Annotated in this window: 11 protein-coding genes; 7 read left to right on the top strand and 4 right to left on the bottom strand. The window is 39.0% G+C overall.

The window, feature by feature from the left end:
* From rsxC to leuS, 5 genes are all read left to right on the top strand, one after another.
* On the top strand, positions 1 to 1,329 hold a 1,329-nt coding region (gene rsxC, locus ABXH34_RS06080; RefSeq protein ID WP_353570975.1), incomplete at its 5' end, for an electron transport complex subunit RsxC.
* A 409-nt stretch (positions 1,330 to 1,738) separates the two neighbouring features.
* Positions 1,739 to 2,887 (top strand): Re/Si-specific NAD(P)(+) transhydrogenase subunit alpha, encoded by a 1,149-nt coding sequence (locus tag ABXH34_RS06085; RefSeq protein ID WP_353570976.1) that lies wholly within the window; start codon positions 1,739 to 1,741, stop codon positions 2,885 to 2,887.
* Positions 2,888 to 2,950: 63 nt separating this feature from the next.
* A complete protein-coding gene (locus tag ABXH34_RS06090) occupies positions 2,951 to 3,247 on the top strand; it encodes an NAD(P) transhydrogenase subunit alpha part 2 (RefSeq protein ID WP_353570977.1) in 297 nt (98 codons plus the stop codon).
* Positions 3,248 to 3,261: 14 nt separating this feature from the next.
* Positions 3,262 to 4,776, top strand: coding sequence for an NAD(P)(+) transhydrogenase (Re/Si-specific) subunit beta (locus ABXH34_RS06095; protein WP_353570978.1), 1,515 nt, complete (start codon positions 3,262 to 3,264; stop codon positions 4,774 to 4,776).
* Positions 4,777 to 5,410: 634 nt separating this feature from the next.
* Positions 5,411 to 7,981, top strand: a complete 2,571-nt coding sequence (gene leuS, locus ABXH34_RS06100; RefSeq protein WP_353570979.1) for a leucine--tRNA ligase — start codon at positions 5,411 to 5,413, stop codon at positions 7,979 to 7,981.
* A gap of 100 nt (positions 7,982 to 8,081) precedes the next feature.
* On the opposite strand, the gene ABXH34_RS06105 is transcribed toward leuS, so the two are convergent.
* Complete coding sequence (locus tag ABXH34_RS06105) at positions 8,082 to 10,364, bottom strand: COR domain-containing protein (protein WP_353570980.1); 2,283 nt, start codon at positions 10,362 to 10,364, stop codon at positions 8,082 to 8,084.
* 534 nt (positions 10,365 to 10,898) lie between these two features.
* The gene (locus ABXH34_RS06110; protein ID WP_353570981.1) at positions 10,899 to 11,324 is read right to left on the bottom strand and encodes a hypothetical protein; all 426 of its coding nucleotides are present in this window, start codon (positions 11,322 to 11,324) and stop codon (positions 10,899 to 10,901) included.
* A gap of 143 nt (positions 11,325 to 11,467) precedes the next feature.
* Here ABXH34_RS06110 and dmeF point away from each other — a divergent pair, with 143 nt between their 5' ends.
* On the top strand, positions 11,468 to 12,406 hold the full coding sequence (gene dmeF, locus ABXH34_RS06115) for a CDF family Co(II)/Ni(II) efflux transporter DmeF (RefSeq protein WP_353570982.1): 939 nt from the start codon (positions 11,468 to 11,470) through the stop codon (positions 12,404 to 12,406).
* A gap of 221 nt (positions 12,407 to 12,627) precedes the next feature.
* On the top strand, positions 12,628 to 16,110 hold the full coding sequence (locus ABXH34_RS06120) for a response regulator (protein ID WP_353570983.1): 3,483 nt from the start codon (positions 12,628 to 12,630) through the stop codon (positions 16,108 to 16,110).
* Positions 16,111 to 16,218: 108 nt separating this feature from the next.
* Here the strand turns inward: ABXH34_RS06120 and ftsX are convergent, their stop codons facing one another.
* Complete coding sequence (ftsX, locus tag ABXH34_RS06125; protein ID WP_353570984.1) at positions 16,219 to 17,226, bottom strand: permease-like cell division protein FtsX; 1,008 nt, start codon at positions 17,224 to 17,226, stop codon at positions 16,219 to 16,221.
* A gap of 98 nt (positions 17,227 to 17,324) precedes the next feature.
* The gene (locus ABXH34_RS06130; RefSeq protein ID WP_353570985.1) at positions 17,325 to 19,748 is read right to left on the bottom strand and encodes a hypothetical protein; all 2,424 of its coding nucleotides are present in this window, start codon (positions 19,746 to 19,748) and stop codon (positions 17,325 to 17,327) included.
* Positions 19,749 to 19,854: the final 106 nt, after the last annotated feature.

Below are 19,854 nucleotides of genomic sequence, written 5' to 3' on the forward strand. Positions count from 1 at the left end.
ATTGCGCATTGTCATGCAGAAGATTGTAGCTTGATGATGAGCGCACCCGTTCATGCTTCCAGCTCAGGCACTGTTGTTGCGATTGAAAAACGCAATGTGCCACATCCTTCTGGATTAAGTGCGACCTGTATTGTGATTGAAACCGATGGCAAAGATGAAAAAATCGGGAATTGTCAACCGATTTCTGATTATTTGGAATTAGACCCCAGCCGCATTCGCCGCCGTATTGCCCGTGCAGGTGTTGTTGGTTTAGGGGGGGCTGGTTTTCCATCCCATTTCAAATTAAAACCGCAAGGCATTGATACACTTATTTTAAACGGTGCGGAATGTGAGCCTTATATCACTTGTGATGATCGCTTGATGCAAGAAAAATCAGCCGATGTGATTGAAGGTGCGTTGATTTTAAAACATGTATTGGGTGGTGCAAAACGTTGCATTATTGCCGTTGAAGATAACAAACCAGAAGCTTATGATTCTCTTTGTGAAGCTGCTGCAAATGAAGAAATTGAAGTTATTAAAGTGCCAACTCGTTATCCTATGGGCGGCGAACGACAATTGATTCAGGTTTTAACTGATAAAGAGATTGGCCGTTCTGAATTGCCTGCGCAACACGGTATCGTGGTACATAATGTGGAAACGGCTAGAGCGGTATACCGTGCGGTAATTGAAGGCCGTCCACTGTTATCGCGTATTGTAACGGTTACAGGTTCAGGGGTTGAACAGCCACAAAATTTCGAAGTGGTTTTAGGCTCTCCCATGTCTAGCGTGATTGAACAATGTAATGTCAAACCTAATGCCAGCCGCTTAATTATGGGTGGTGCAATGATGGGAGTGGCGTTACCTAGTGCTGACTTGCCTGTGGTTAAAACGACCAATTGCTTAATTGTTTCAACGCCTGAAGATATTGAATCAAAGATTGAACCGATGCCTTGTATTCGTTGTGGCGCATGTGCTGAAGCCTGCCCAATCAACTTATTACCACAGCAATTATATTGGTATGCGCGTTCCAAAGACTTTGAAAAAATTCAAACACATAGCCTGTTTGATTGTATTGACTGCGGTTGTTGTTCTTATGTCTGTCCGAGTCAAATTCCTTTGGTTAGTTATTTCCGCTATGCAAAATCAGAAGTGCGGGCGCAGCAAGTTGAAAAACAAAAGTCCGATGTTGCACGCCAACGTCATGAATTTAGAGCTTTCCGTGTAGAACGAGAAAAAGAAGAAAAAGCCGCTCGACATAAGAAAAAGGCTCAAATGGCTAATAAAAAGAATGAGATTAGTGAAGCAGTAGAACGCGCCAAAGCTAAAAAACAAGTTGAGAAAGCGGACTGATTGAATTGATAGAATCGGTTGCTAAGCCACTTATTAAAAAATCTCAAGTGATATAACACCTCGGGCATTTTTTGGAGAATGTAGCTATTTCAAAAAGTTATATATTCCTGCTGCATTTGTAATGGATTTAATTTTATTATAAGTCTTAAAAAATGTCCGAACCATTGTTATAAATAGCCAATAAAAAAACCATTTATCATAAATGCTTATTTTTGGGATCGCAATATTGCTTGTTGAAACCAACGGGCATTTATACCCTGAAAAATCTCCCTGTTTGTGTTTACTGAAGGCCCATCCCGTTATATGATGTACCACTTTTCACAAAATTATGACATTATCATATTCTAATAAAATAACACTATAAAGTCATAAGCTTGATTTAGCTAATCCAAATACGAGGAAATGCAATATGCCAATATGTGTGGCAGTACCCAAGGAGGTGACGGCTGGGGAACGGCGCGTCGCTTTAGTACCTGATATTGCAGCACGTTTCAAGAAAATGGGCGTGACTGTAATGATGGAAAAAGGCATGGCTGAAACGGCCTATTTTCCTGATGAATTATTCAAAGACATTGAAATCGCTGGCAGCGCAGCAGAATTGTACCAAAAGGCAGATATAATCCTTAAAGTACAACCGCCTACTGAAGCTGAAATTGAGCAAATGAAATCAGGCACAATTGCGGTTGGCTTTATGTCAGCACATAAAAATCCTGATGCTATAGCTAAAATGCGTGATAAGAAAATTACGTCTTTAGCAATGGAACTTGTCCCACGTATTTCCCGTGCCCAATCGATGGATGCTTTATCTTCACAAGCTGCGGTTGCAGGTTATAAAGCCGTATTAATGGGTGCTGATTTAGCCAGCGTATTCTTCCCAATGTTAACCACCGCAGCAGGTACAATTCGCCCAGCTAAAGTGTTAGTGATCGGTGCAGGTGTTGCAGGTTTACAAGCTATTGCGACAGCAAGACGTTTAGGCGCGATGGTTGAAGCCTATGACGTGCGTGCAGCAACCAAAGAGCAAGTTGAATCTTTAGGCGCGAAATTCGTTGAAATGGATGTCAAAGCAGAAGGCGCAGGCGGTTATGCACGCGAATTGACTGCTGAAGAAAAACAACAACAACAAGAAAAATTAGCAGAACACATTGCAAAATCTCATGTTGTAATTACTACTGCAGCGATTCCAGGTCGCCCTTCTCCTAAGATCATTAGTAAGGCAATGGCTGAAGCAATGGCAACAGGTTCTGTTATTATCGATATTGCAGCAGAAGGCGGCGGCAACTGTGAATTGACTAAACCAGGTGAAACCATTGAGCATAATGGAGTTAAAATCCATGCGCCTTTGAATATACCTAGTGAAATGCCTGTTCATGCGAGTGAAATGTATGCCAAGAACTTGTTTAACTTATTAGGTTTAATGATTGATAAAGACGCTAATTTAAACCTTGATATGGAAGACGAAGTGATTGCAGGTAGCACGTTAACCCATGACGGTGCAATTAAACATGAACCGACTCGCCAAGCCATTGAAGGCAATGCAGTCGTGCGGGAAGACTAGACGATTAACAGTTATCAGGCGTGTAAAATTTGCCCTTAATTGTTAACAAAAGGAGATGATTCAATGTTAGAAGGTTTTAGTGGCATGACTGCCTTGTATATTTTCATGCTTTCCGCATTTACGGGATATGTCATCATTGCGCGTGTGCCTGTGATTTTACATACACCGCTAATGTCAGGTTCAAATTTCGTACATGGTATCGTTTTAGTCGGTGCGATGGTCGCATTGGGACATGCTGAAACAGGATTAGAGCAAGCCATTGGCTTTATTGCGGTGGCATTTGCTGCGGGTAATGCTGTGGGTGGTTATTTTATTACGGAACGTATGTTAGAAATGTTCCAAAGCAGTAATAAGAAATAAGGGAGCGATAACCAGTGACTGAAATAACAAACGAGTTACCGCAAGTGGCAAATGGCGTTGCAGAACAGCTCCAAGCATTGCAACTGCGAGTTGAGCATTTAGAACAATCAATCGGTGTAGCAGTATCTCATATGCCTGAGTCCGTGTTTTCATGGTCGGCTTTGACGATTGAATTATCTTATTTCTTAGCGGCTGTATTATTTATTTTTGGCTTGCAGCAAATGAGTTCACCTGTCACAGCACGTGGCGGTATTGTGTGGGCTGGCGTGGGCATGGTGTTGGCAACTTTAGCCACATTTATGTATCCCGGAATGCACAATTATGGCTTGATGATTTTAGCAATTCTTGCTGGTTCTGGTGCTGCATGGTGGTTCGCTAAGAAAGTAGCGATGACCGATATGCCACAAATGATTGCGATTTATAATGGCCTTGGCGGTGGTGCTGCGGGTGCAATTGCTGCGGTAGAATTATTCCAAGGTATTGATGACACTACAATTCAAATCTTAGCGATTTTAGGTGCGTTAATCGGTAGTATTGCATTCTCAGGCTCAATGATTGCGTTTGCTAAATTACAAGGTTTAATCAAGAAATCATTTATTTTCCCAAATCAGCAATTTGTTAATTTAGGTTTATTTGCAGCATCCTTGATACTTGGCATAATTGTCTTGTTACAAGGTGCAGATGCCAGTGACTTCATGATTATTTTATTCTTTACTGTCGCCTTAGTATTTGGTGTGATGATGACCTTGCCAATTGGTGGCGCGGATATGCCTGTGGTGATTTCATTGTTCAACGCGTTAACAGGTTTAGCGGTTGCATTTGAAGGCTTTGTATTAGGCAATGCTGCAATGATTATTGCGGGTACAGTGGTTGGCTCTTCGGGTACATTGTTAACCCAATTGATGGCGAAAGCGATGAACCGATCATTGGCTAATGTCTTATTCAGCGGCTTTGGTTCAAACACGGGCAGTTCTGGTGAAGAAGAAGCAGTTGAAGGCACAATGAAAGAAATTGATGCAACTGATGCGGCGATTTCAATGACGTATGCTAGCCAAGTGGTTATTATTCCTGGATACGGTATGGCGGTTGCGCAAGCACAGCACAAAATTTGGGAATTAACCAAAGCATTGACTGAGAAAGATGTGACAGTGAAATTTGCAATTCATCCTGTTGCGGGTCGGATGCCGGGTCACATGAACGTATTGCTTGCGGAAGCGGGTGTGCCTTATGACATGATTTTCGACTTGGAAGAAATCAACGAAGAGTTTGAACAAACTGATGTGGTATTGATTATCGGTGCAAACGATGTTGTAAACCCTGTGGCACGTTCTAATCCAGACAGTCCAATTTATGGTATGCCGATTTTAAATGCGGATAAAGCCAGAAATGCGATTGTGATTAAACGTGGTAAAGGGGCTGGTTTCTCTGGCGTTGAAAACTTGTTGTTCTATGCTGATAATACTCGTATGTTATACGGTGATGGTCAGAAGATGGCAGCTGAGTTATTAAGTGCTATGAAAGACTTATAATTTTTTAATATTATAGTTTTTGAAAAAGGTGGATTCCATTGTGGGGTTCGCCTTTTTTTATTGTTTGATTTAGTGCTTCTTAATTCATAGAATATAGCTCTTTGGTAGCCAACAGTGACTATCCAATTGCTATTAAGTCATTGGTTATCAATTTCATGAGTAAAAAATGGAAACCCTAAACTATCTACTGCCAAATGCCGTTTAATTCCATTCGTTGATTTAAAAAAGCAGTACCCCTTGCTCTCTACACTGGCATTGCAGGTATTTTTGACCGCCTGAGAATCTATTATCATCAACTCTGTCCACATCTGTTGAACTACTTGTATATCGCATCTTTTAGCTCCAACTTAAACCTCATTATTATACTTTATTTTCTTGATAAGGACTTTAAACCAGTTTTATAGATAAACTGCTTTCGTACTCTATTAAAATATCTAAAAAGTTTGAGAAATTACTAGAAATTTACTTTGGAAAAATTAATGAAGAAAATGAGTTTGTTTTGATTGAAGAGCAGAAAACTAATTTATTATTTTAACTACTTAATCATACTCACCATCATTTCATTTATATTCGTGCTCGTAGTATATAATACTAACCAGTAAATCCTATAATACATCTTTCAAAATAAAACTCTATGCAACAACAATACGATCCTCAAAAGATAGAAACCGAAGTACAAAAACGTTGGACACAACAAGACGTGTTCAAAGTGACAGAAGACAGCGATAAAGAAAAATTTTATTGTCTTTCCATGTTTCCTTATCCCAGTGGAAAACTGCACATGGGACACGTTCGCAACTATAGCATCGGCGATGTGATTTCACGCTACCAACGGATGCAAGGCAAAAACGTGCTGCAACCAATGGGCTGGGATGCGTTTGGACTGCCAGCGGAAAATGCCGCGATTCAAAACAAAACCGCCCCTGCAAAATGGACGTATGCCAATATCGACTACATGCGCGAACAACTGCAACGCCTTGGTTTTGGCTATGACTGGTCACGCGAGCTAGCAACCTGTACCGATAAATATTACCGTTGGGAACAATGGTTTTTCACCCGTTTATACGAAAAAGGCTTAGTGTATAAAAAAAATGCGATCGTCAACTGGGATCCCATCGACCAAACCGTGTTAGCCAACGAACAAGTGATTGATGGGCGCGGCTGGCGTTCGGGTGCATTGATTGAACGGCGCGAGATTCCACAATGGTTCTTGAAAATCACCGCCTATGCAGAAGAATTACTCAATGATTTAAATACATTGGACGACTGGCCAGAAGCAGTCAAAACCATGCAAGCCAACTGGATTGGACGCTCGGAAGGGGTTGAAATTCATTTTAAACTCAATGACGAAGACTTAACCGTATTCACCACCCGCCCCGATACGTTGATGGGTGTGACGTATATGGCGATTGCGGCAGAACATCCCGTGGCAAAACAAGCGGCTGAAAATAATCCCAAACTCGCGATATTTATTGAACAATGTGGTCAAGGTGGCATGGCTGAAGCCGATATTGAAACCGCAGAAAAATTAGGCATGGATACAGGTTTACGCGCCACCCATCCAATTACGGGCGATGAAGTCCCCGTGTGGGTTGCCAATTTCGTGTTAATGGGTTACGGCTCTGGGGCGGTGATGTCCGTGCCTGCACATGACCAACGCGATTTTGAATTTGCCCAAAAATACGGTTTATCAATTAAACAAGTGATTAAACCTGCTGACAGTGAATTGCCTGAAACTATGGACGCGGCAATGACTGAAAAAGGCATATTGTTTCATTCAGCGCAATTCGATGGACTGACTTCACAACAAGCGTTTGTCAAAATCGCCGAACATTTAGAAGCGGGTCAACAAGGTGAACGCCAAGTCAATTATCGTTTGCGGGATTGGGGCGTATCGCGTCAACGTTATTGGGGTTGTCCGATTCCAATTATCAATTGTCCAACTTGTGGTGCAGTGCCTGTGCCTGAGAAAGATTTACCCGTTAAATTACCTGAAGATGTGGTGTTAGATGGAGCAGGTTCGCCGATTAAGAAAGACCCTAATTTCTATCAAACCACTTGCCCTAAATGTGGCGGGGCGGCAGAACGTGAAACCGATACCTTTGACACCTTTTTTGAATCCTCTTGGTATTACGCGCGATTTGCCAGTGCGGATTATGAACAAGGCATGTTAGACGAACGAGCGAAACATTGGCTACCTGTTGACCAATATATCGGCGGGATTGAACATGCGATTTTACATTTATTGTATGCACGATTTTTCCATAAACTCATGCGTGATGAAGGCTTTGTGACTTGTGATGAGCCGTTCAAACGTTTATTGACTCAAGGTATGGTGTTAGCAGATTCATTTTCGCAAATGACGGAAGCAGGTGAAAAACTATGGATTGCGCCGCAAGACGTGAAAACCGAAACCGATGAAAAAGGACGGATTACCAGTGCCAGTTATCAAGGTAAACCTGTAGAACATGGCGGTATGGGCAAGATGTCCAAATCGCGTAACAACGGCGTTGATCCACAATTGATGATTAACAAATTTGGCGCGGATACAGTGCGCTTATTCATGATGTCAGATTCGCCGCCCGATCAATCTTTAGAATGGTCTGAGTCAGGTGTGGAAGGTTCGGCGCGGTTTTTACGTCGTTTGTGGCAATGGATGTATGAGCATACCCAAAGAGACATTCCTACTTTGAACTTGGCAAAATTAAATTCGGATGAAAAAGCCTTGCGCCGTCACATTCACGCTACGATTGAAAAAGTCAGCGATGATTTAGGGCGACGTTATACGTTTAATACCGCGATTGCCAGTATGCGTGAGTTATTGAATAGCTTAAGCAAAGCCAAAAATAGCCCACAAATGAATGCCGTTGCACAAGAAGGTTATGAAGCGGTGGTATTGATGCTTGCGCCAATTATTCCGCACATGACCCAAAATTTATGGGAAGCCTTAGGCAAAACAGGTTTAATTTTAGATGCGGAATGGCCAACTGTGGATAAATCTGCGTTGGTACAAGATGAGCTTAATTTAGTGGTGCAAGTGAATGGTAAACGCCGTGCGAATATTACGGTTGCTGCCGATGCGTCGAAAGATGTTATTGAACAAATGGCGTTGAATGACGAGCAAGTTCAGAAATTCACTGCGGACAAAACCGTGCGAAAAGTGATTGTTGTACCGAAGAAATTAGTCAATATTGTGGCGGGTTAGTTAAAAAGTCTCGTTCCCACATGCCATGTGGGAATGTCTTCAAGACGTGTCACATCGAATATATTCATGACGCAGCGCATGGGAATAATATATTTTTAAATTAACGGGTTTTAAACCAACGGCTTGCTGCTTCATATAATTCATCGAAATTAATCCCAATCCCCATGATATTAGGTTGAACCATAAAAATACGGCTGATCTTTTCTTGTAATTCTTGTTCTGAATCAGATGTTTCGGCAATCATTTTTAAAATATCGTCTGATTTCTGTAAAAATTCGTCTTTGGTGAGCATTTGTTCAGATAATTTTCTGACGATTGAAAGCACTTGTTGCATAGGGTCTTCGGTGCGAACTGTACCCAATAATTCAGCCAGTGAATAATCTCGTTCTTCGCCTGCATATTCAGTTTTGCCACGTTGTTCTAATTTGATAAGTTTTTTATAACTGACGGTTTCTTCTGGATTGTCAGGCAAGCAAATCAGTTCTTGTACACTTAATTCTTCAAAAATTTTACGAATATCGCGGAATGTGTATAAAATTGCGGCAAAATATTCGCGTTTCTGTTGCCCATTGATTTGAATTGAAATCTGTCTTTTTTCTTCGTCCGCCACAATCACCGCCGTTGCATTGAATTGTTTGTCTTCTAATACCGCGCCTGTGCGCCAGCGTAATTCTTGTTTAATATCTCGGTGCATTTTGACGATGAATTTAGCAATGATGGTTTTGGGTAGAAATTCGTAACTTAATAAAAATTGGATCGCGTCTGTTTTGTCAAATTCAAAGGCAGGTTGTTCAACGGGCAGTAAATCGGGGATTAGGATTTGTTTTGTGTGTTCGATTTGGTAGCACAGTTCAAATTTTCTCATTAATTCAAGAATATAGTTTTGTTTATGTGAGGGAACGCAGGAGCTGAGATATTGGCAGAATTCTGCGTGTTCAAGTATGCCTTTGTTGTTGGCAAGGTTTTCGGAGTTGATGATTTTGTAAACCGCTTCTGTGACCCATTTGGGGTTGATGACGTTGGTTTCTTCGAGTAAGGCTTGTTTAAAGTGGATGACGATGCCTAAGTCGTGGAGGAATTTGACGAGAGTTTGTTGAAAGGATTCTTGTTTGATGTCGTTGGTTTCGCACAGTTTGACGTAATCATCATAAGGAATGTATTTTTCACCTTCTACATTTTTTTGTTCTAAGGCTTGTTTGACTTTGAGCCAGCTTTCAGGCCATAGGGTTTCTAGGATTTCAACTTTGGCGATGGCTTGTTGTATTGCTTGTTTGAGTTCATCAATGCCGCGTGTGGTTTTGCAGGAAATGCGGTAAAAACCGACGATAAAAGGGTATTTTTGTTGTAAAAAGGTGCGGTTTACGTCAAATCCGGGGTTTTCATCCATTTTGTTTAAGATAATCAGTACGGGAGATTGTCCGCCGAATGATTCGATATGTTGTAGCCAATATTCGGTTTTTTCTTCTTTGCGTCCATCGAGTACCAGTAGGTATAGGCTGCGTTTGGATAGGAAAAATTGATGGGTGGCGTGCATGATTTCTTGTCCGCCGAAGTCCCATAGTCGTGCTTTGATCGGTAGGGTTGCGGTGTCAAATTGCCAGTGACGGATTAAGATGCCATGGGTTTGTGATTCGTGTTCATTAAAGTTTTCGCCCAACAGTTGTTTGACTAAAGAGGTTTTGCCTGATGCGCCTTCACCAACCAGTAGCATTTTTAATTCATTCATTGGTTGTGGGTTGTCACCAAGGGCGTTGAAATAGTTGCGGATGGATTCAATTCCTTGGGTTGCTATTTCGTATGGCGGGGTTTTGAGGGGGTTATTAAATAACGCAATATGGTACATATTTTGAAATTTTCCAAACGACGCTGGCAGCTCTTTTAGCTGGTTATAACTTAAATCTAAATAACTCAAATTTTGCAGTTGCCCAAATGACGCTGGCAGCTCTTTTAGTTGGTTGTTATGTAATTCTAACCATCTCAAATTTTGCAGTTGCCCAAACGACGTTGGTAATTCTTGTAGTTGGTTGTTTTCTAAATATAACTCCCTCAAGTTTTGCAGTTGCCCAAACGACGTTGGTAGTTCTTGTAGCTGGTTATTATATAATCTTAGTTCCATCAAATTTTGCAGTTGAGTAAATGAGTTGGAGAGAATATTGAAATCATTGCCAACTAGTGATAATTTTTTTAAATTTATCAAATAAATCAAAGAGTTAGGAATTACTGAAAGCTCTAAATAATCTAAACTCAACCCAACAACATTATTATTTTTATCCACTGCATAGCCGTTTTCTCCAGAATAACTAGTCACTTTATCTAAATCAATTTGCTCTAACTTTTTATCAATTTCTTGCTCTAATTGTTTGATGATGTCTAGGTCGGTCATGATGCTTGTCTTTTGAACAGGATTTAAGGGATTGATGGATGGACAAGATTTTGATTGTAGATATTTTTGGGAATGGTGGCAAATCGATTGTTTTTAATCTTGATAATCTTTAAATCTGTTTCATCTTGTTCAGAACAGGATTTAAGGGATTGATGGATGGACAGGATTTTGATTGTAGATATTTTTGGGAAGTGTGGCAAATCGATTGTTTTTAATCCTGAAAATCTTTAAATCTGTGTCATCTTGTTCAGAACAGGATTTAACGGATTGATGGATGGACAAGATTTTAATTGTAGATATTTTTGGGAAGTGTGGCAAATCGATTGTTTTTAATCCTGAAAATCTTTAAATCTGTGTCATCTTGTTCAGAACAGGATTTAACGGATTGATGGATGGACAGGATTTTGATTGTAGGCATATTTGAAATTGCTGAAAATCTCTAAACCCTGACTCAGACATTTCATGATTAACATGATTGAATTCCACAAGAGCCTCAAAGAGAAATTTCTTAAGACTCTCAATCCTTAGATAAAACTATTTAGCATCCTCAGTTGACGCTGTATCCCATAATTCTTGAGTATAACCCAATTGCTGTGCCGCAATAATCTCGTTTTCTGTTAACTCAAACCATGTTTTAGAATCAGACGCAGGTGCAGGCTGTTCCTCAAGCCAACTGGCCTCATTCCAACCCAATACCGCCCACAATGCTTGCTCTGCTGGATTCAAATCTGCCCAAGCCTGCTGACTCCAAAACGTTTCAATATCCCCTTCAGGTACACGAACACTAATAGGGACAAGCGTATCTTTCACATTTGCAGGTACTTTAAGGCTGGATGGAATTGCATTCTTCGTCGCATTCACAATCGGTTCTAACGAAACCCCTTTTTCCTCTGAAGCCAACACAGGTGTAATCACTAAACTACTGAATATAATAGACATACCAATAACAAGCGTTTTCATAATAACATCCTTTAACAGAGTGAAACCAATGACTACTCACAATATACACCTACAATTATAGAGTGATTTTTAACCCTGCTTGTCTCAAATTTTCCCCAAAATTAGTTTATAATGAGAATTATTTCTATCTGGAGCTTAAATAGATGCATTCACAAACGCTACAAAAATGGCAACATTCACATGACTTCTCAAACCATAATGTAAAAGGTGAAACCCGTACCCTGCAAGTTCTAGTTTTAACCACAATTACCATGGTGATTGAAGTTGTTGCAGGCTATTCGTATGGTTCAATGGCATTATTGGCCGATGGTTGGCACATGGGAACGCACGTTGCAGCGTTTACAATTACACTATTTGCTTATCAATACGCCAGACGCTACACAAATAGCGAACAATTCAGTTTTGGGACAGGAAAAGTCAATGTTTTAGGTGGGTTTGCCAGCGCTATCGCTTTAGCCGTCGTTGCATTTATGATTGGCTTAGAATCCATGCAACGCCTCTTCTCACCGCATGAAATTCAATTCAACGAAGCCATTATTGTTGCGGTGTTAGGGCTTATCGTCAATCTCGCATCAGCATGGCTACTACAAGGCGGTGGACATGACCACCATCACGGGCATCATCATGGACACGACGAGCATCATCATGACCATAATTTAAAAGCCGCTTATTTTCATGTATTAGCCGACGCATTAACCTCTGTATTAGCCATTATTGCACTGATTATTGGTAAATATGCGGGCATGACTTGGTTAGATTCTGTCATGGGCTTAGTCGGTATGGTGATTATTATGCGTTGGGCGTATGGTTTATTACAAGAATCCAGCGGTATTTTGCTTGATCGTAGCGTTGACGACACAAAACAACAAATTCAATCCACTATCGAATCTGATTCAGACAATCGGATTGCTGATTTACATGTATGGCGTGTCAGCCCCGATAATAATGCCGCGATTATTGCCCTCGTCACTGATGAGCCAAAACCTGCTAGCCATTATAAAAAATTACTACATGCCTTCCATTTATCGCATATTTCGATTGAAGTCATACATTGTGAAGATAAACAAGCTTGTAAAACCTAAAAAACACTGCATTATCTAAAGTAGGCTGGTTTTATGCAGGGGGAGATACCAGCCTTCTAAGGTTATGATTCAAACCGTAAGCTTGCTATGTTATCCTTATTAAAATAAAGTTTATATTTTCCCCCTCCATCAGTCCATATTAAAAAATAATGACATTATCCTATCTTTCTAGTCGAATTTATTTGCTATTTATAAGTTTATCTTTGTGTTTAGCTGTTTTATTGCTATGGTTAAGCTATAGCCAATCTGACAGCTTGAGGCAAAAACAAACGACATTAGCACAGTATTCTATATTCTATAGTTCTGAATATATAGAAAAAATCATTTCTAACAAAAAACACAATGCACAATTACTCATAGAAACTGAAAAAGACCTATTAACCTTTTTATTACAAGAAAATAATCACCAATATATAAAACCATTTTTACAGCGTATAAAACAATTTTTGCCTCAGGCAATTGGCTACATTTTGCTGCAAAAAGAAGGACAAATTATAGCTGCTGATGGTGAAAAAGCCTTTAATGATTACCACTCTAATAAGTTAAAAAACTTTATTAACAAACCGATCTATTTTGATCTGCATCACTACAAACAATCACCTTTTTTTACTATCACACTCAAAATTGAGCATCGAATGCTAATCATTGGTTTTCCTGCCCAAATTGTTTTAGATAGCTTAAAATTTTCAACCCCTTATCAAGAATTACTTTTAATCACTCATGATAATCATCCCACGAAAACAATTTTTACTAAACAAGGGCATACCCACCAACTTTCATCAACTCAAGTAATTTTAGCTGAAAAAATAATAAATTCATTACAATGGAAACTGCTCAGCGTACCTTTAGATAATCAGTATTTTGAAAAACAAAAAAACTTGATTTTTCTTGATTATTTAGGGATTTTCATTAGTTTTATTTTCCTAGGTGGATTTTTATCCTATCAAATTTCAAAAATAGATAAAAAATATCAAACCACAGAATCAGCATTATTATCTAAAGAAGCCCAATTACAAGCAATTGTGAATAGTTTGCCTGTGATTTTATGGGTAGTGAATTGTAAAGGGGCTATCACATTTTCCCGTGGTCAAGGGCTTATCACCTTAGGTTTGAGTCAAGATGAACTCGTTGGACAATCCATTTTTACCTATTATCGAGAGATACCTGAATTTTTGGCCAATGTACAATTAGCTCTTAATAACCAACGGGTTTGCAATATCATTAAGTTGAATAAATCACCTTATGTGTTTGAAATTGTTTACGCTCCTTTATTAAATGATACCAAGCAAGTGGCAGGCGCATTGATTTTAGCCTCGGATATTACTAAACGCCAAGATATAGAACAGCAATTTTTCCAACAAGTTCGACGTAACAAAATGATTTTACAGAATTCTATGGATGGATTTTGTATTTTAGATGAAACAGGACATTTAAAAGAAGTTAATGAGGCTTTTTGTCAATTAACAGGCTATACAACTGAAGAACTATTAAATTGTAAAATTCATGAATTAGATATTTATCAAACCAAAGAAGAAACCGAAGAGTTTTTAACCAAACTGCTACAAAAAGGCCATTTACGTACTGAAAGTTGCTTAAAACATAAAGATGGTCATAAAATTGATATTGAAATCAGCAGTACTTGTACCTATCCATCGGTGCATGGCGAAACTCAGCCGTTGTTATTCAGTTTTATACGGGATATTTCACAACGAAAACGTACTGAAGAACAATTACATATTGCTAAAGAAGCCGCAGAATCAGCAAGCCAAGCCAAAAGTGATTTTCTTGCAACCATGAGTCATGAGATTCGTACCCCAATGAATGGGGTGATTGGTACGACTGAGCTATTAGGTAAAACAATATTAGATGATAAGCAACAACGTTATGTTGAAGTGATTCATCACTCTGGCGAGGCTTTATTGAATTTAATCGATGATATTTTGGATTTTTCTAAAATCGAAGCCAAAAAATTAGAATTAGAATATTTACCCTTTGATTTGGAAAATTTAGTAAGCGAAGTGATTAGCTTGTTTAATATCACCATACAACAAAAATCCCTGGCTTTTATTTGCCAATTTCCAAGCGATTTAGCCAGCCTATTTTATGGGGACGCGGGACGTATTCGACAAATTCTTGTCAACTTATTAGGCAATGCGATTAAATTTACCAGTGAGGGTGAAATAACTTTAATAATCAAAATATTAGAACAAGATAATAAGCAGGCTCTATTTTATATTGAAGTGCAAGATACAGGCATAGGGATGACCCCGCAAGAGCAGGAAAATCTATTTCAAGCTTTTTCACAGGCTGACAGTTCAACCACGCGGCGTTATGGTGGTACAGGCTTAGGACTGGTGATTTCTCAACGTTTATTAACCTTGATGCACGGCGAAATTGGCGTGAACAGCGAACAACAGCAAGGTAGTCGTTTCTGGCTTAAACTACCTTTACAAAAAATGAATATAGCACTAGATCAACCTGATGCGAATTCAATGAATATGCTGCGCCAAAAACGTATTTTACTCTTAGAACAACATACGATAAGCCTAAGTATTTTAGAAACTTATTTGCAAAACTGGCAGATTTCTGTACAAGCCACTGATACCATAGGTCATTGTTATACTTGTCTATCTGAAGCCAATCAGCAGGCGACCCCTTATGATGCAATTATCATTGATTTTCATATTTTAGCTGATGAAGGACGTTATTCTAAAGTTTTACAGTATATTAAACAAAAACAAGCGGATTACCCATTAAAAATTATTGTTAATGCAATTGATAGTTTTGTTGTGCCCCAACAGTGGGTGGTGGATGGTATCTTATATAAGCCATTATTACCTAAGCAGTTATCAGATTGTTTATTGCAATTATTTGGTTTAAACAATCAAAAAAAATCAAGCAACATTCAGCAAATGATCCCAACTGATTTTTCAGGCTGGCATATTCTATTAGCTGAAGATAACAAAATTAATCAAGAAGTATTATGCGAACTGTTAAGACAATTGGGTTGTGAGGTTTCTGTGGTTGAAAATGGACGGGATGTGCTACAAGCGATGACCGAAGCCCGTTATGATTTAGTGTTTATGGATTGCCACATGCCTGAAATGGATGGTTTACATGCCACTCGTTATATTCGTCAAGCTGAGTCATTAGGCGATGCCATAGAACGAATTCCAATTATTGCTCTGACTGCCAATGCAACTGCGCTGGATCGTGAAGAATGTGTGATGGCGGGGATGGATAATTTTTTAAGCAAGCCAATTAAATCAGAAGTGCTACATAATATTTTAATGCAGTATTTAGGCGTTCACCCTGAGCATAAACCTGTTGAAATACAACAGCCTCTAGTCAATATAGAATTAATTTCTAAACGCGCTTTAGATAATATCCGCAAAGATATGGGAAAACGTGGTATTGGCTGGTTAATTGACATTTTTATCAATGAATTACCAAACTATCAAAATGAATTAGAGCACGCGGTACAGGCTAAAGATGCAGAGCTTATTTATTCTGCTGCTCATAAGTTTAAAGGGGCGTGCTCAAACATTGGCGCAGTTGGATTAGTCAGTTTATGCACCCAATTTGAGGCAGCCGCTAAAGAGCAAAATATCATTTATGCTCAACAATTAGTATCAAATGAGTTTTCAATAGCCTTTAAGCAACTTAAACAGGAATTATTGGAAATTCGAACACAAGAGCCTTAAACGTAGTTCAAAGGAAGGAATAGTGTAGTTTTTAACTGTGTGAAAGCCCGCTTTATCAGGTTGGATAAGATGACAATTGATAAAGCGTATATTTATTTCAATGTTTATTTAACGTGGTTGAATTTCTCTTAAATGCCTCCCAACAGATAACCAAGCTCCAAGTAAACCTAAGCCTGCACCCATCAGAAATAACAAGAGGCTGCTAGTGACACCTAAAGTAATCATTTCATATTCAACATAATATAAACTGGATAGCTTTTTCACAGGTTCGACTAATAAGTAAAATGAAATCGAAACCAATATCCACGCAATCAGGCTGCCTGCTAAACCATAATAAAGTCCTGTGTATAAAAAGGGTCTGCGGATAAATTCATCGGTTGCCCCAAATAATTTAGTGATTTCAATCTCTTCTCGCTTATTATAGATAGACAAGCGAATCGTATTCCCAACAATTAATAGCACAGCTAATGCTAATAAAAATCCTAAAATCCACACGCTACGCTGCACAATTTTTAGCATGGCAAACAAGCGTTGCAACCACAACATGTCATATTGCGCAATATCCACCATTTCTAAAGTTTGTAATTGATTCAGCAAGGTTTCGCTGTATTGAGGGTCTGTAATATCAAATTGGGGACTGAGTACTAATACTGCAGGTAATGGATTCTGTTCTAAAGCATGTAGAGCTTCACCGAATCCAGATAATGTTTGATATTCAGCAAAGGCCTCATCATGAGTAATAACGCGAATACTGCCTAAATCGTACTGATTTTGTAATTTCTTAGCCAAAACATGGGCTTGTTCATCAGATACCTGTGGTTGTAAAAACAGTGAAATTTGTACCGAACCTCCCCAATCTTGACTCACATGCTGTGCATTTTGCAGTAAAATCAACAAACTTGTCGGTAACGTCAGTGCAATACCAATCACTGCTGCAGTCATTAAGGTCGTCATTGGGGTTTTTACAAGCTGTTTGAAGCTACTACTTAATACATCCAAATGATGTGCTAACCATGCGTTTAAATGATCTCGCTGCACTGTTGGTTGAGCGCGTTTTGGACGCGGGGCGGGTTGAACTGGAGTGCGAGTTGGCTTTCTAGTAGCTGCTCGTTTCATCTAAATTCCTAGCAAAGAGCTAATTAATATGATTTTAGCAAATAAAACAGACTACCCATAGCAGGCTTCTACAGCACAGTATGGATAGTGATACTATCTTATTCTATATATGGATTAATGAATACCTTTTGTACATATTCAATATCGTTAGATTCAACCTCATAGTCTAAATATCCACCTTCTCGAAAATGTATTGCAGGGGGTACAAGTTGGCCTTTTTTCGGTAATGGTGTTGCAGTTGCAGTAAAATCAGGTTGCAGAATATATTTTGCTTGATTAAAAGTAACCAAATACGATCCATTTTTATAAATTTCGGCATCTTCTAAACCATCAATCTGGTGTAGCATGGTGAGAAATATGGAAGGTTCTATGATCGTTGGATAAATCGTTTGTGCTGTCGTATCACCATAAGCCATTTTGCCTTCAGGCACTTGATACTCTCCCGCTCTAGTTAAACGTCCAGCACGACGAGTAATTTGCACCCCTAATTCGTCTGAAAAACTATCATCACAAGCATAAATATCGTAGTCGTCATAACTTTCACAATCTGAATCTGATGAGGAGGTTTCGACAAAAGCATCAAACTCGCATACGACAACCACATCTGATTCTTCGTCCTCACGCAGACCACGGTTATCTGAGACATTTGCATAGTCAAAAATCACATCACCTTTTTCTCCCATCGTAATATCACCATTTGGCAATATATTTTGTAAGGCTGTCATGTCTTTGGGAGCAGGAATTAAGGATAATGATTGGCTTTCTGAAGTGGTAATATTTAAGTTACGTTGACCTATTTGAATATTGGATTCTGCATCACTTTCTTGCTGAGAAAAGCTATTATTATCAGGAATAAATGCAAATTGTAATCCTGACTCATCAGCAACTTTAACAATACCATCCGCATTTTGGGCAAACTTAAATTGACCTAAATTATTTTCGCTTAATGCTAGATTCATGTGTGACAAAATCGTATCTTCTTCCTCTGAATCACCACCCAATGCAAGCCCTGAATCTAATTTAGGTAGTTTAGGTGTATTAACCCTTGAGGCTGGAGCTGGATTATCATCCAAAGTCTTAATTGCTAGCGGAGTCCCACCTGGTACAATAAGCACACTATTAAGTCCATCAAAAAACCAACCTATGGGTAATAACTCATTAATATCTTTAGCACTAATTTTTCTTAGATCAAAGTTTGTCACAAGCTTGGTTGTATCCTCACTAGGCAATCTTCCAAACACGATGTTAGGGTCTAAACTGTTGATATGTTCCGTTGTAAATTCAAACAGCACTTGTGGTGAAAAACCACCTAAAGATGCCGCTTTAATACCTCGTAAGCTTTTAGGTGGTATAAATGAGAACTGTTCAATTGAAATAGCTGAAATAGCCGAATAAGTCATATAAGCCATTTGTTCAGCATTGATGCTTCGAAAAGCTTCGGGACGCAATCCTTTTATGTTAGGTTCACGGAACGCTTGGAATCCTTCTACTGACAGATTTTGCATCTTTTCTGCGGTTACGGTTTCTATTTCTTCAGGCTCAATATCATAATCAGTAAGTTTATATTCAAGTACGTTAACACTGGCTTTTAAAATTAATTCCTGAGGAAATTTTGCATCAAGCTCACGCACAATCACATCAAACCGAAAACGGCCTAATAATACCGCTTTCCAAGTTGCAATATAATTATAACTATCTAGCTGGGTATCTACAGGAGCATGTTTCAGCTCATATTTTAATTTGTAGTTACGTGATGAGTCCACATTAAATGTAGCAAAATATTTATCTCCATAAGCAACTGTTTTATCCAGTATAAATTCTTCTGTTAAACCTTCTGGAACGCGTAGTGTTGGCGGTTTATGAATTGGAATTTCAATACTCTCACCCGTATCTGAATACTCAAATTCAGATTCTGATATTTCTTTGCAATTATGTATGCCCCATCCATAATACCCATTGGTTGCAGTTTTAAAACAAAAATAGCCTTCATTAGTAATTTGTTGTGCATCAAATAAAACATTTGATGAGTAAAATTGATCCGTACCACAACTATCAGTTTCCCCAACATCACCACTGAGTCCTGCGTAAGCCTCTCCTGTTTCGATATTAGCAATACTCAATTCACATTCACCCGCTTCAGAAATAGAAAGAGATAGTTGTGTGTTATCAAATGTTTCTACGGTTTGCAATAAACCTATTTGTACTGTTGTTGTACTATCTGGCTGTGTAGGATTCTCAGAACCATCACCATTTGTCGATGTTGGTGAAGAACCATCGCCATTTGTCGATGTTGGTGAAGAACCGTCGTCATTTGCTGATGTTGGTGAAGAACCATCGCCATTTGTCGATGTTGGCGAAGAACCATCGCCATTTGGTGGTAGAGGTGAAGAATTATCACCACCTGTGGGTGCTGCTGGCTGTCCTGTATTAGATGGATTTCCTATCGGCACGCCAACCGTATCTTCTGCGGGGAGCAGTTGTCCAAACAGCAACAACGCTAGCCCTAAAAAAATATTAAACATAAAAACCTACCTTTCTTAAATAATTTTGATAAAAACGTAAAAATATTTAGCTTATTATCTTTCTATTATTAGTGAACTTATCTTTATTTTAAAGCTTAAATGTATA

It is taken from the genome of Candidatus Albibeggiatoa sp. nov. BB20 (assembly GCA_016744725.1).
Taxonomy (GTDB): domain Bacteria; phylum Pseudomonadota; class Gammaproteobacteria; order Beggiatoales; family Beggiatoaceae; genus Albibeggiatoa.